General features: G+C 45.6%; 10 protein-coding genes. 4 read left to right on the top strand and 6 right to left on the bottom strand.

Annotation, left to right across the window (positions count from 1 at the left end; genetic code table 11):
* Nucleotides 1-41 precede the first annotated feature (41 nt).
* From dnaB to BN102_RS05485, 3 genes are all read left to right on the top strand, one after another.
* A complete protein-coding gene (gene dnaB, locus BN102_RS05495; RefSeq protein WP_019208102.1) occupies nucleotides 42-1,619 on the top strand; it encodes a replicative DNA helicase in 1,578 nt (525 codons plus the stop codon).
* 111 nt (nucleotides 1,620-1,730) lie between these two features.
* The gene (gene pheT / locus BN102_RS05490; RefSeq protein ID WP_019208101.1) at nucleotides 1,731-4,193 is read left to right on the top strand and encodes a phenylalanine--tRNA ligase subunit beta; all 2,463 of its coding nucleotides are present in this window, start codon (nucleotides 1,731-1,733) and stop codon (nucleotides 4,191-4,193) included.
* Between the two features lie 37 nt (nucleotides 4,194-4,230).
* Complete coding sequence (locus tag BN102_RS05485) at nucleotides 4,231-4,962, top strand: YebC/PmpR family DNA-binding transcriptional regulator (RefSeq protein ID WP_019208100.1); 732 nt, start codon at nucleotides 4,231-4,233, stop codon at nucleotides 4,960-4,962.
* Nucleotides 4,963-4,991: 29 nt separating this feature from the next.
* Here the strand turns inward: BN102_RS05485 and BN102_RS05480 are convergent, their stop codons facing one another.
* The 6 genes from BN102_RS05480 to BN102_RS05455 are packed head-to-tail and all read right to left on the bottom strand — an operon-like array spanning nucleotide 4,992 to nucleotide 11,411.
* A complete protein-coding gene (locus BN102_RS05480) occupies nucleotides 4,992-5,759 on the bottom strand; it encodes a LytR/AlgR family response regulator transcription factor (RefSeq protein WP_021311426.1) in 768 nt (255 codons plus the stop codon).
* Between the two features lie 6 nt (nucleotides 5,760-5,765).
* A complete protein-coding gene (locus BN102_RS05475) occupies nucleotides 5,766-6,818 on the bottom strand; it encodes a sensor histidine kinase (RefSeq protein WP_019208098.1) in 1,053 nt (350 codons plus the stop codon).
* An 18-nt stretch (nucleotides 6,819-6,836) separates the two neighbouring features.
* Nucleotides 6,837-8,054, bottom strand: a complete 1,218-nt coding sequence (locus BN102_RS05470) for an ABC transporter permease (protein ID WP_019208097.1) — start codon at nucleotides 8,052-8,054, stop codon at nucleotides 6,837-6,839.
* Nucleotides 8,055-8,076: 22 nt separating this feature from the next.
* Nucleotides 8,077-8,820 carry an ABC transporter ATP-binding protein gene (locus BN102_RS05465; RefSeq protein ID WP_019208096.1) on the bottom strand — a complete coding sequence of 248 codons (744 nt, stop codon included), beginning with the start codon at nucleotides 8,818-8,820 and terminating at the stop codon, nucleotides 8,077-8,079.
* On the bottom strand, nucleotides 8,817-10,040 hold the full coding sequence (locus BN102_RS05460; RefSeq protein WP_019208095.1) for an efflux RND transporter periplasmic adaptor subunit: 1,224 nt from the start codon (nucleotides 10,038-10,040) through the stop codon (nucleotides 8,817-8,819). The genes BN102_RS05465 and BN102_RS05460 overlap by 4 nt, the downstream gene beginning before the upstream one ends.
* Nucleotides 10,041-10,070: 30 nt before the next feature.
* Complete coding sequence (locus BN102_RS05455; RefSeq protein WP_390939701.1) at nucleotides 10,071-11,411, bottom strand: TolC family protein; 1,341 nt, start codon at nucleotides 11,409-11,411, stop codon at nucleotides 10,071-10,073.
* 435 nt (nucleotides 11,412-11,846) lie between these two features.
* Here BN102_RS05455 and BN102_RS05450 point away from each other — a divergent pair, with 435 nt between their 5' ends.
* Nucleotides 11,847-13,988, top strand: coding sequence for a cation:proton antiporter (locus tag BN102_RS05450; RefSeq protein WP_019208093.1), 2,142 nt, complete (start codon nucleotides 11,847-11,849; stop codon nucleotides 13,986-13,988).
* Nucleotides 13,989-13,998: the final 10 nt, after the last annotated feature.

Raw genomic sequence — 13,998 nt, 5'->3', positions numbered from 1 at the left:
CTCATTAAAATAGCTTATATTTGTCCCGCAAAAGAAGAGAAATGCCAGGACCGAGAAGAACAAGCAATGCTTCAAAATCACCGAAGGCGGCTCAAGTGGACGAATACGGCCATCTTCAGCCACAAGCTACCGAATTGGAAGAAGCGGTATTGGGTGCCTTAATGATCGATGGCGAAGCTTTTTCAGAAATCAGCGAAATCTTGCGATCGGAATCCTTTTATGAACACCGGCACCAGCTCATCTATCAAGCCATTTCGTCGCTGGCCATGCAGCAGAAACCCGTAGACATCCTGACGGTAGCCGATCAGTTGCGTTCGACCGGCGAATTGGAAGAGGCGGGCGGACCGTTTTATATCACCCAGTTGAGTGGTAAGGTCGCTTCGTCGGCGCATGTCGAATATCATGCAAAGGTGATTGCTCAGAAGTTTCTGGCTCGACAATTGATCACCTTTACAAGCGGTATTCAAACGAAGGCTTTCGACGAAACCGAAGACGTGGAAGATCTGATGCAAGAAGCCGAAGGGAAATTGTTCGAGATTTCCCAGCAAAATATGCAAAAGGACTATACGCAAATCAATCCTGTTATCAAGGAAGCGTATTCCATGTTGCAGAAGGCGGCTGCCCGAACGGACGGCTTAAGTGGACTCTCGAGCGGCTTTCACGCTTTGGACAAGATCACTTCCGGCTGGCAGAACTCCGATTTGATCGTCGTCGCCGCCCGCCCCGCCATGGGCAAGACTTCGTTCGTGCTCTCGATGGCGAAGAACATGGCGATCGACCACAAAACGCCTGTAGCCATGTTTTCGCTTGAAATGAGTAATGTACAATTGGTGAATCGACTGATTGTCAATGTGTGCGAGATTCCCGGAGAGAAAATTATGAGCGGTCAGTTGGCTCCCTACGAATGGGCGCAGTTGGATTATAAAATTAACTCTTTGTACGACGCTCCGCTTTACGTCGACGATACCCCTTCGCTCTCCGTCTTCGAATTGCGGACGAAGGCGCGCCGGTTAGTCCGGGAACACGGCGTGAAGATTATCTTTATCGATTATCTCCAATTGATGAATGCGAGCGGAATGTCGTTCGGCAGCCGGCAGGAAGAAGTCAGTACGATCTCCCGTTCCCTGAAAGGACTGGCGAAGGAGCTGAACATTCCTATCATTGCACTGAGCCAATTGAATCGAGCTGTCGAAACTCGCGTGGCGGACAGGAATACGAGCGGTTCGGAAGCGAAGCGCCCGCAGTTGAGCGACTTGCGCGAATCTGGCGCTATCGAACAGGATGCGGACATCGTATGCTTCATCCATCGTCCGGAGTATTATAAAATATTTACCGACGATAAAGGAAACGATTTGCACGGTATGGCCGAAATCATTGTATCCAAACACAGAAACGGAGCGATAGGCGATGTTCTTTTGAGATTCCGAAGCGAATACGCCAGGTTTCAGAATCCCGACGACGAACTGGTGATGCCTGGTCCGGAACCGGATCGATTCAAGGCGGTGGGTTCCAAGATGAACAAACGAAAAGAAGGAGTTCTCGACATTCCTTTACCGCCTCATATCGCGTCCAACGATCCGTTTGGTAACCTATCGCCGGAAAACAATCCGCCTTTTTGATCGAATCGGCTGATCCTGTTGTTCGACTTGTGCTTTTAGCGTAAAACGTGAGGTCGGAATAAAAAAAACAGTTAACTTTGCACATCAAATTCGAACTATAAAAACGTATATATGAATATCTCCTATAATTGGTTAAAAGAGTATGTTGATTTCGATTTATCGCCAAAGGAGGTGGCGGATGCGCTGACTTCCATCGGCCTCGAAGTGGATAAGGTGGAAGAAATTCAAACCGTGAAGGGCGGTTTGGAGGGAATGTTTATTGGAAAGGTGTTAACCTGCGAAGCACATCCCGATTCCGATCATCTGCATGTTACTACCGTCGATCTGGGTAAGGGCGAACCTGTTCAGATTGTTTGCGGCGCCCCTAACGTGGCCGTTGGACAGAAAGTAGTGGTCGCTACGATCGGAACGAAATTATATAAAGACGAGGAATGTTTCACGATAAGGAAGACAAAACTTCGCGGTATAGAATCGAATGGAATGATCTGTGCGGAGGACGAAATAGGGATCGGTACAAGTCATGCTGGTATCATCGTTTTGCCCGACGAGGCTGTAGTCGGAATGCCGGCGAAAGACTATTACCGCATCGAAAGCGAGTATGTGATGGAAATAGATATTACTCCCAATCGTTCGGACGCCTGTTCACACTATGGGGTGGCAAGAGATTTTTATGCATGGTTGGTTCAAAATGGATATAAAACTTCTTTGCACAAACCTTCGGTGGCGGCATTTGACGTCGACAATCGAGAGCTGAAAATCGAAGTTCGGGTCGAAAATACGGACGCGTGTCCTCGCTACGCTGGGGTGACGGTCAAAGGAGTAACCGTCCAGGAGAGTCCGACATGGCTGAAGCACAAATTGCAGTTGATAGGCCTTCGATCCATCAACAACGTCGTGGATATTACCAATTATGTACTTATGGCTTACGGGCAACCGATGCATTGTTTTGACGCCGATAAAATTAAAGGTAAAGAGATCGTAGTGAAGACTGTTCCTCAAGGGACGAAGTTTACTACGCTCGATGGCGTGGAAAGAACTCTGTCCGAACGTGACCTGATGATTTGTAATATGGAAGAACCGATGTGCATTGGCGGCGTATTCGGCGGTCTGGTGGCGGGGGTTACAGAAGAGACGAAAAACGTATTCCTGGAGAGTGCATACTTCAATCCCACATGGATTCGGAAAACGGCGCGTCGTCATGGTTTGAGTACGGATTCTTCTTTTCGTTTCGAGCGAGGCGTAGATCCCAATGGTAATATTTACGCGTTGAAAGCAGCGGCTTTGCTCATGAAAGAATTGGCGGGCGGGACAATTGCGATGAATTTGGTCGATCATTATCCGAAACCTATTCAGGACCAGGTAGTGGATTTAAGTTATGAAAAGGCAGTTTCGTTGATCGGCAAGCGACTTCCATCGGATGTGATGAAGCGTATCCTCACTAGCTTGGAGATAAAAATCATAGAGGAGAATGACGGAAAATTCAAGCTCCGGGTACCTCCCTATCGCGTCGATGTTCAGCGGGAATGTGATGTGGTAGAGGATATTCTGCGTATCTACGGATATAACAAGGTGGAAGTTCCCGAATCGTTGAAGATGTGCCTGAGCGTGGAGGGAGATGATGACAGATCTCAACGATTACAGAATATCGTTTCGGAACGGCTCGTCGGTTGCGGACTCCATGAGATCCTGAACAATTCTTTGACAGCTTCCGCTTACTACGAAGGTCTGGAGACGTACAAACCGGAACATTCCGTTCGTTTGATGAACCCGTTGAGCAATGATTTGAATGTCATGCGACAGACGTTATTGTTCGGCGGTTTAGAAAGCATCGTCCGAAATGCCAACAGAAAAAATGCTGATCTTAAATTCTTTGAATTCGGTAGTTGTTATTGCATCGATGAATCAAAGAGAAATCCAGAGGTAGCCTTGTCGCCTTATACCGAAGATTGTCACTTGGGAATATGGTTGACGGGTAAACGGGTAAGTAACTCGTGGATACACCCCGATGAAAATACTTCCGTGTACGAGTTGAAGGCTTATGTGATGAATATCTTTGCCATGTTGGGTCTGAACTTCGGAACGGTGGTATTCGATGCGTCGGACAATGATATTTATTCGGCGGGTATTTCCGTAAAGACCAGAATAGGAAAGTCGATCGCGGCTTACGGAATAGTAAATCCGACGATTCGGAAAACATTTGATATCAATAACGAAGTCTATTTTGCTGACGTGAATTGGACGGAATTGCTGAACGCAGTAAAAAATGTGAAGGTTGAATTCAAAGAATTGTCGAAATTCCATGCTGTCCGTCGAGATTTGGCCTTATTGATCGATAAGGATGTTCCGTTTGTCGAGATAGAAAGAGTCGCCTATCAAACGGAACGTAAATTGCTGAAGAAAGTAGAATTGTTCGATGTTTATGAGGGCAAGAACTTGGAAGCGGGAAAGAAGAGTTACGCTGTCAGTTTCTGGTTGCAGGATGAGCAGGCCACGTTGAACGACAAAGTCATTGACAAAACGATGCAAAAGATTATTATGAATTTACGAAGTAGGTTGGAGGCAAAACTGAGATAATAGAATGATAATCATATAACAAATCAATATTTATCCGATGGGAAGAGCGTTTGAATATAGGAAAGCTGCAAAGCTTAAAAGATGGGGCCATATGGCTCGTACATTTACGAGGTTGGGTAAGCAAATTGCTATTGCTGTAAAGTCAGGCGGCCCGGAACCTGAGAATAATCCTACGTTGCGTAGCGTGATCGCTACCTGTAAGCGTGAAAACATGCCGAAGGATAACATCGATCGTGCCATAAAAAATGCCTTGGGAAAAGATCAGACGGATTACAAAAACATGACTTATGAAGGCTATGGCCCTCATGGGGTCGCTGTCTTTGTGGATACGCTTACGGACAATGCGACGCGAACAGTGGCGGACGTACGTTCCGTCTTCAACAAATTCGGCGGGAATCTGGGCAATATGGGATCTTTGGCTTTTCTTTTCGACCATAAGTGTATATTTACTTTCAAGAAGAAAGATGGAGTTGACATGGACGAATTGATTCTGGATCTGATCGATTACGGTGTCGAAGACGAATTCGACGAAGACGACGAAGAAGGCACCGTGACGATCTATGGTGATCCGAAGAGTTATGCTCCTATTCAGAACCATTTGGAAGAACAAGGCTTTGAAGATGTTGGCGGCGATTTCACCTATATTCCCAACGATTTGAAAGATGTTACATCCGAGCAACGGGAGACGATAGATAAGATGGTGGAACGCTTGGAAGAGTTTGATGACGTCCAGAATGTCTATACAAATATGAAGCCTACCGAGGAATAGTTCGTAAAGTATACCCGTAAAGGGAAAAACTATACGGTCCGGGTATTCAAATAGGATGTCACTTCGTCTCTATAGCTGTCCGATATGGGAAGGTACTCCTTTCCGAAGACTATTCGTCCGTGATCTATGATCTTTATCTTTCTCTTTTGGACGATAAAAGATCGGTGAATACGCATGAACATGGAACTCGGCAATTTCTCTTCCAAAGCTTTCAGGGTAATTATGGATAGGATGGGGCGCGCTTCGTTTTCGATATGAATTTTTACGTAATCTTTCAACCCTTCGATGTATAAAATCGATTTCAGAGGAATTTGAATAAGTTTATACTCACTTCTTACATAGATAAAGTCATTCCCTTCGGGGCTCTCCACTCGGTTTACGGAAACGTTGTTCGCGAGGGTAGGAATATTTTTTTCTTTTTCCGCCTTTTGTTTCATTTCATACCATTGAACGGCTTTGTTTACCGAATTCAGAAAATCGGAATAACTGATAGGTTTCAATAAATAATCGAGAGCATTTACCTTATAACTGTCTAATGCATATTGACTGAATGCCGTTGTGAAAATGATTCGGATTTCGGAGCTAACCAATTTAGAGAATTCCAGACCGTTCAGCTCGGGCATCTGAATATCGAGAAAGAGGAGGTCGACTTTATGAATACGATTTAATTCGTTCATTGCTTTGACGGCGCTGTTATATTTGCCCGTAAGGTTCAGAAAAGAAGTCTTATCCACATAACTTTCCAACAAGTGGAGCGCTAAAGGTTCGTCGTCGATGATTGCACAATTTAGAATCATATTCTTTTATCTTTCGAGTTTATGGTTTGTTTCGATCTGTAAAACGGAGGTGTAAACCTGTTTCTTGTTATCCCCCCGTTTCCATTCATATTGATGTGGATATATTAAATCGAGGCGGCGTTGGAGTTGTTCTAAGCCGATGCCGCTTCCGCTTTTATCCACATTGCTCTTTGGGAAATTGCTATTAACGATTTCACACTTTACATTGCCGTTTGCATAACCCGTAATGGAGATCTTGATAAAGCTGTGCTCCGTAGAGCTGACCCCGTGTTTGAATGCATTTTCTATTAAAGAAATAAAGAGGAAAGGAGCGATTTGAATATGGCTGCCTATCTCTTCTGTTAATGCCAGTTCCACTTTGACATTTTCAGCCAAGCGTATTTTCATCAGCGATACATAATTCTTAATAAAATCGAATTCTCTTGTCAGAGGAATCCAATCGGTCTGGTCCTCATAAAGCATGTATCGAAGAAGTTTACTTAATTCCTGAACGGATTCCTGCGCTTTATCCGAATCAAAAGCGATGAGTGCGTAGATATTGTTGAGCGTGTTCAGGAGAAAGTGTGGATTCAATTGATTTTTCAGGTTCTTCAGTTCCGCATCGGTCTTCTGTTGTTCACTTTGAATCAGCCGCTTTTCCAGCGTTCTCCACCGTTTACTGAGACGTACGGTTATGCTCAATCCTACCACGAATACCATCATGACTAAATCTCGGATGTAGAAATAATATGCTGGAGGACCGTAATGTTGGCCGGGAGGAGGGGGCGTCATTATATTCCATAAGGTATGAACCGCTATGGTGACAATGACGATGAGAAGGAAATTCAAGATAAAGAAATTCCTTATTTTATTGTTGAGCAACGCTTTCGGTATCAGGAAGAAATAGTTGGTATAAAATACGACAAAGTATCCTACGGGGACGATACTGTGTCCTATGAATTTGCTCCACGAGAACCCGCTTTCCCGATCCACAAAGACCAGAGGGAAACCGAACACAAGCGTCCAGGTCAGTATATGGATGAAAAGTTCGAGCGGTTTATATCTTACTGAGGCAGTCATGGCACAAATATAATTAAATTATTCGTAACGCAATGCTTCGATGGGATCCAATGCTGCGGCTTTTTTTGCGGGATACCATCCGAAGAAAACTCCCGTCGCGGTACATACTGCAAACGATAACAAAACGCTCCAGGGTTGGATGTATATCGGCCAATGAGCGGCGGCTTTGATGATGTAACTGGCTCCGCAGCCGATACATACGCCGATCAGACCGCCCGTAATACTTATCAGGATAGCTTCGATCAAGAATTGTAAGAGTATGTCGACGCCACGCGCACCTACTGACATACGTAAGCCGATCTCGCGAGTACGTTCGGTGACACTTACGTACATGATGTTCATAATCCCGATGCCGCCTACTAACAAGGAGATTCCGGCAATACAGGCCAGGAGAGTTGTCATTAAGTCGGTGGTGGTATTCATCATGCTGCTCAACTCCTGTTGCGTGCGGATGGTGAAGTCGTCGTTGTCGGTTGCTTTTAATTTATGTTCGCGTCGGAGGATGGTCGTGATTTCGTTTACCGCATCTTCCGTCATATCTTCCGTAATAGCTGAAGCGAAGACACCGTTTAAATAAGTTTGGGCGAGCAAACGTTTCATTACTGTTGTATAAGGAGCTAACACGACATCGTCTTGGTCTTGCCCCATTGAATTGTAGCCTTTCGATTCTAAGATTCCGATCACTTTGAATGGTACGTGGTTCACGCGAATGATCTTCCCGATGGGCTCTTCGTTCGGGAACAGATTATCGACGATCGTTTTACCTATTACGCAGACTTTCGCTGCAGTACGAATATCGTTATCCGAGAACATTTCTCCGTCTCTGATCTTTAATTGCCGGATAGTCAGATAGTCTTGGGCGATTCCAGTAACGGAAGAAGGGTAATTGTTTCCTCCGGCGATTAATTGACCGGACGAAGAGACGTTTGGGGTGATGCCGGCGAGGTAGGTACACTCCTCCCTTAACTTCTCATAATTTTCCAGTTTTAATGTCTGCATGGCGGAAGGGTCTTGTCGGATTCCTCCTCGCATATCCGCTCCCGGATGAATCATGATCATGTTGGAACCCATTTCGGCAATTTGTGCCTGTATACTCTTTTTGGATCCTTGTCCGATTGCCAACATGGCGATGACCGAAGCAACTCCGATGATGATGCCGAGCGCCGTAAGAAAGGATCTCATCTTATTGTTGGCTAACGCTTTAAGAGCGATCTTGAATAAATTGGTAAAGTTCATACTTTCTTTATTTAGTCATACGTTAATCGTCTTCAGGGATAGGTAACTTCGCCAATGTTTCTGCCGCCGACATGATCGTTATGTTTTTATTGTCTTCGACGACTTTTCCGTCGCGCAACCGGATGTTGCGACTGCTGTATTTGGCGATTTCCGGATTATGTGTAACGAAGATGATCGTTCTCCCTTCGGCGTGTAACTGCTGGAATAAAACCAAAATCTCGAAACTCGTGCGTGTATCTAAGTTGCCTGTCGCTTCGTCGGCTAAGATTACCGCAGGATCGTTGACCAAGGCCCGGGCAATAGCGACGCGTTGCATCTGCCCTCCCGACATTTGGTTCGATTTGTGTTCCAATCTGTTGCCCAATCCTACGGCTACCAGAGCCTCGACGGCTCTTTTCCTTCGTTCTTCAACCGATACCGAACTGTTGTACATCAAGGGCAATTCTACATTCTCTACCGCTGTGGTTTTGGCAAGCAGGTTGTAATTTTGGAAGACGAATCCGATTTTACGATTGCGCAATATGGCACGTTGCGACTTGCTCATGGTTCTGACTGATACGCCATCGAGGAAATAAGTTCCGGTAGACGGTGTATCCAAACAGCCTAAGGTGTTCAACAGGGTCGATTTTCCTGATCCGGAAGTTCCCATGATGGTAACGAATTCTCCTTCCTCGATGATGAAACTGACACCTCGTAAGGCATGGACGGTTTCGTTCCCTACGATGAAGTTTCTTCGTATGTTTTGCAATTCGATAATCTTTTTCATTTATTATTGTTGTTTTTGTTTCTGTTAGGAGGGCTGGGCATGAAAGGGCTGCGTTCCGAACCGCTGTTGTCTTCCGATGTTGCTTCGCTGGCAGCTACGCCGATATTTACTTCCGTAATTACCGGTGTGTTTGTTTCGATACCGCCGACGATTTCGGTATTTGTTCCATCACTCGTTCCTATCCGGACGGCATGGGCGGTAAGCGTTTTGCCCTCAATGGTCCAGACTTTATGAGTTGCATCTACATCCTTAATGGTGTAACCCTTAACGATGTTCTTATTTGGGGTGAAACGCAAAGCTTTATTCGGTACTCTCAGCACGTTCTCCTTATTCAATGTGTAGATGGTGGCGTTGGCCGTTAAGCGCGGTTTCAATTTCAAGTCCGCATTATCTGCCGTGATAACGACTTCGTAAGTAACCACGGTAGTAGTTGAGGTCGTATTTGAAGACGAACTGCTGGAACTGTTGGTGCTGCCTAACCGAATTTGTTGGACACTTCCTTCGAACATGTCGTCAGGATAAGCATCGACGGTGAACTTAACCAATGCTCCTTCTTTTACTCCTGCAATGTCTGCTTCATCAACGTCGGCAATGACACGCATCTTGGTCAAGTCGGCTGCAATGGTAAACAACGTAGGGGTTTCGAATCCGGAAGCGACGGTTTGACCTTCCTCGACGGCACGACTGGTAACTATGCCGTCAATCGGAGAGGTGATGGTGGCATACGACAAATTCCGCTGCGCTTTCGCTAAAGCGGCGCGACTAGACTCATACTTGCTTTTGGCAAGTTCGTAGTTGTATTGCGACCCTTCGTAATCAGTGTCACTGATCAGCTGTTTTTCGTGCAACTTCCGATTGCGTTCATAAAGTTTTTTTTGATAATCGTATTCGGCCTTGCTACCGTCATAGTTGGCCTTTGAGGATTGAAGTTCGCTTTGGAGAGTCACTTTATCCATTTCGGCTATCAACTGTCCTTTGGTTACGACAGCGTTATAATCCACATATATTTTGTCGATAATGCCCGATACCTGTGTGCCGACTTCGACTTCGGTAACCGGCTCGATCGTTCCTGTGGCAGTGATCGAATTACTGATTTTGCCGTTACTTGCTTTGCTGGTCTTGAAACTGATCGTCCCGTTCTTCGAATTTCCGCCGAATAAGGAAATGCATGCTATGACGAGGACTGCAACAGCTCCATAGGTAAATTTCTTGTGTTTCATCTTATTTTCATTTTATGATTATACATTCGGTTAGAGGATATTGATTTTTCCGTCTGCATAGAACGTTAACAATGTCCTGTTTAGCAAGGCCATGTACTTTGCCTGGACACGTTGTTGCTGCGCATTGAGCAGATGATTCTTTTCGGTTAGAAGTTCTACCGTATTTTTCATTCCTAAAGCGAATTGTTCGCTGACCATATCGTAGCTTATTTGATAGCTGTTCATGTTGCTTTCGGCGGCTTTGTATTGTTGTTGGGCATTCGTGGCATCCAAGTACAGGCCTTCGATGGTTTGATATAATTCCTTTTGTTTGTTGATCAGGTCTAATTGATTGCTATCGTATAGTAAACGCGCCTTTTCGACATTACTTCTGTTCTGGCGGTTATCGAAGATAGGAATGCTTAAGCTCAACCCGATGATGTTGTTCCAGCCGTTTTTTATTTGTTTGCCCCAACCGTAGTGGCTTGAGCTATTGGTCATGCTGCCCGCAGAGGCGTTCAAGCTAAGAGTAGGCAAATAGCCAGCCTTAGCTACAGAGAGACCTAATTTCGAATTCTCGATGTTCAATTTGCTGCTTTGAATTTCCGGGCGAAAGGCGAGCGCTTGCTTATAGACATCATCCTGTGCGGGCAATAACTTTAATACTTCCTCGTCGTTGATTTCGGGCAAGACTAAATTCATTTCGTCCGAGCCATCCAATTCAAGCAATTGTTTCAGTTGCAATTTATAGCTGCGCAAAGTGCTCTCGGAAGTTACTATCTGATACCGATCGTTGTTGACCTGAGCTTTCAATTGCGCAAGATCGGCTTTCGAAATGCATCCTTCGCGGAAAAGCTCTTGCCCACGATCATAAGTGGCTTGGCTTACTTCGACAGTATTTTTATTGATTTTCACCGACTCGTCGGCATAGAGGATCTGAATGAAGAGTTGTGCGATCTGTTCCTGTAACGAATTCTCGGTCTGTCGAACGGACAAGTCGGCTATCTGATGGTTCAATTTCTGCTGTTTGATGTTATTTACATTGCGTTTTCCGTTCCATAGAGTCATATCGGCGGAAAGTCCGTAGGTTCCGGAGTAGGTCGTCTTGCTGTCGCTGGAGACGATCTCCGTGCCGTTCACCGTATTGCTGTTCTGTTGATATGGACGGTTGGTCACATTGTGTCCGGAAGCGAACGAGAGCGAAGGGAAGAGTGCGGCTTTGGCCGTTTTTACATCTACTTCGCTTTCGGTCAAGGAGATTTTACGCTGTCGCAATTGGATATTTTGTTCGAGAGCGTACTCTATACAATTCTGTAACGTCCATTGTTTTGCATCGGAAGGATGGGGTACCTCGTTCGTTTGAGCCGTTGCATAAGCTGTCGTTAGCAACATCATTATCAGATAAATCCCTTTTAGTTTCATCGTTTATGATTTTAAATTTCGGTACAAATCTATGGTCGGATCCTGTTTCGTTCAAATAAAATCGACCGATGACTGAAAACAGTCGACGTTTTTCCCGATTTATTTCCACAAACTTCAAAATAACAGTTTACTTTTACCCTTTATCAGGGATAAGACTCGAGAAGTAAACCAAACTCAGGAATGCCAAACTGAAATAAACAACTAACAGGAATAAGGTCAAACCGAGTCAATTCGCATAAGGAATAAGATCACAAAGTAGTCAACCCAAATATAGAAAACTACAACGCTGAGACGTGGGTATCGTTAGTGGCGAAGGCGGGGAGACGCGGCTTTTTTGTCGTGCTATTTTCTCGGTTTTATTTTTATTTTTATCTTTGCCAACAGATTGCATACAGTTAGGATAAAATGAATTGGTCCGATTTTGCTTCCCATCTTCCCATTACAGATCCCACCTGGATCTTTTTCCTGGTGCTGCTCATCATCCTGTTTGCACCCTTAATCATGGGGAAATTTCGTATTCCCCATATCGTGGGGATGATTCTGGCGGGAATGTTGGTCGGCAAGTACGGTTTGAATCTCTTGAATTTCGATGACAGTTTCGAGTTGTTCGGGAAGGTCGGTATGTATTATATCGTATTCCTCGCCGGTTTGGAACTCGACATGGACGATTTCAAAAAGAACCGCACCAAGGGTGTGGTTTTCGGTTTGCTTACCTTTATTTTTCCTATGTTGCTCGGCGTTGTTACCAGTCTCGTGTTTTTGCATTACAGTATGGTCTCTTCCATCTTGCTGGCAGGTATTTACGCCTGCAATACGCTGATCGCCTATCCTATCATCAGTCGGTACGGACTTTCGGGAGAACGTTCTTCCAGCATCTCTATCGTGGGGACGATCGTGACGGTTCTGTTCGCGCTGATTATTCTGGCGGTCATCGGAGGTATCTATAAAACTCCCGACGACAGCGCTTGGTTCTGGGTATGGCTCTTGGGGAAGGTGGTCGTTCTGACGGTGCTCGTCATTATCTTTATGCCCCGTCTTTGCCGATGGTTCTTCCGCCGGTACGAAGATGCCGTCATGCAATTCGTCTTCGTGCTGTCAATGGTATTTTTGGGAGCAGCTTTGATGCAAATCGTAGGGATGGAAGGTATCCTCGGCGCTTTCCTCGCGGGGCTGGTGTTGAATCGTTACGTGCCGCACGTATCGCCTTTGATGAGTCGGTTGGAATTTGTGGGCAATGCCTTGTTCATTCCTTACTTCCTTATCGGTGTAGGAATGATTATCGATATACGCAGCCTGTTCGTGGGAAGTTTTGCGTTGTATGTAGCCTTTATGATGACTGCCGTTACTATTATCTCCAAGTGGATACCCGCTTATATCACACAAAAGATCTATGGTTTGGAGACGGTGGAGCGGAGCATCCTGTTCGGCATGACGAATGCGCATGCGGCAGCCGCATTGGCCGCCGTACTGATCGGGCACGGGATCATCATGGATAATGGAGAACGTCTGTTGAGCGACGAGGTGTTGAACGGTACCGTAGTGATGATTCTGATTACTTGCATTATAAGCTCTATCGTTACCGAAAGGGCGGCGAGAAAAATCGTTACGAGGCAGTTGGAAAAAGTACCCACGGAGAAGAAGGAACAGGAGTGTTTCCTCATACCCATAGCCAATCCCGAAACCATCGAGGGGTTGATGGAAATGGCCTTGACATTGCGTCTGCAGAAGGATAAAACGCCGCTGATCGCATTGAACGTGATCGATGATAATAATGCCTCGGAGATGAAAGAACAGATCGCCAAACGCAATTTGGAACGTACCGCCAAGGTGGCAGCAGCAGCCGATGCGATAGTCAAAACCGTATTGCGTTACGATTTGAATATCGTGCAAGGTATCATCCATACCATGAAAGAATATTCGGCTACCGATGTGGTGATCGGTTTGCACCGAAAGAGCAAATTGACGGATTCTTTCTTTGGTTCGCTGACCGAACGCCTGTTGGAAGGGACCAACCGGCAGGTCATGATCACTAAGTTGTTGATGCCGGTCAATACGCTTCGACGGATTATCGTCGCCGTACCGGAAAAAGCGGAGTATGAGGCCGGTTTCGTGAAGTGGGTCACGCAACTGTGCCGCATGAGCCGGCAGTTGGGTTGCCGCATTCGTTTCTTCGCTACGAAGAATACGTCGGCACTGTTACGGCATATTGTGGAAAAAAGAGGCGGTGGCCCCTACGCCGAGTTCTCGGAGTTGACCGATTGGGACGACTTGTTGACTCTTACCGACCGAGTGAGTTTCGATCACCTCTTTGTCGTCGTTTCCTCTCGAGTCGGTTCCATTTCCTATCGGTCGTCGTTCGAAAGGCTTCCGATGCAGCTAAACAAGTATTTCGCCGATAACAGTTTGTTGATTGTCTATCCTGATCAGTTCGCTGATCTGCAAGATACCGTTTCTTTCTCCGATCCGATTATGTATCGCCCCGTTTCGCACGTTTTGTATGACAAGGTGATAGGTCGTTTCTCGAGATGGACAAAAAGGAATGATTAGCATTTAACCG

Source organism: Phocaeicola abscessus CCUG 55929 (assembly GCF_000312445.1).
GTDB lineage: Bacteria > Bacteroidota > Bacteroidia > Bacteroidales > Bacteroidaceae > Phocaeicola > Phocaeicola abscessus.
Note: the sequence above shows the minus strand (reverse complement) of the source record. Positions and strands in the feature narration are given on the sequence as shown.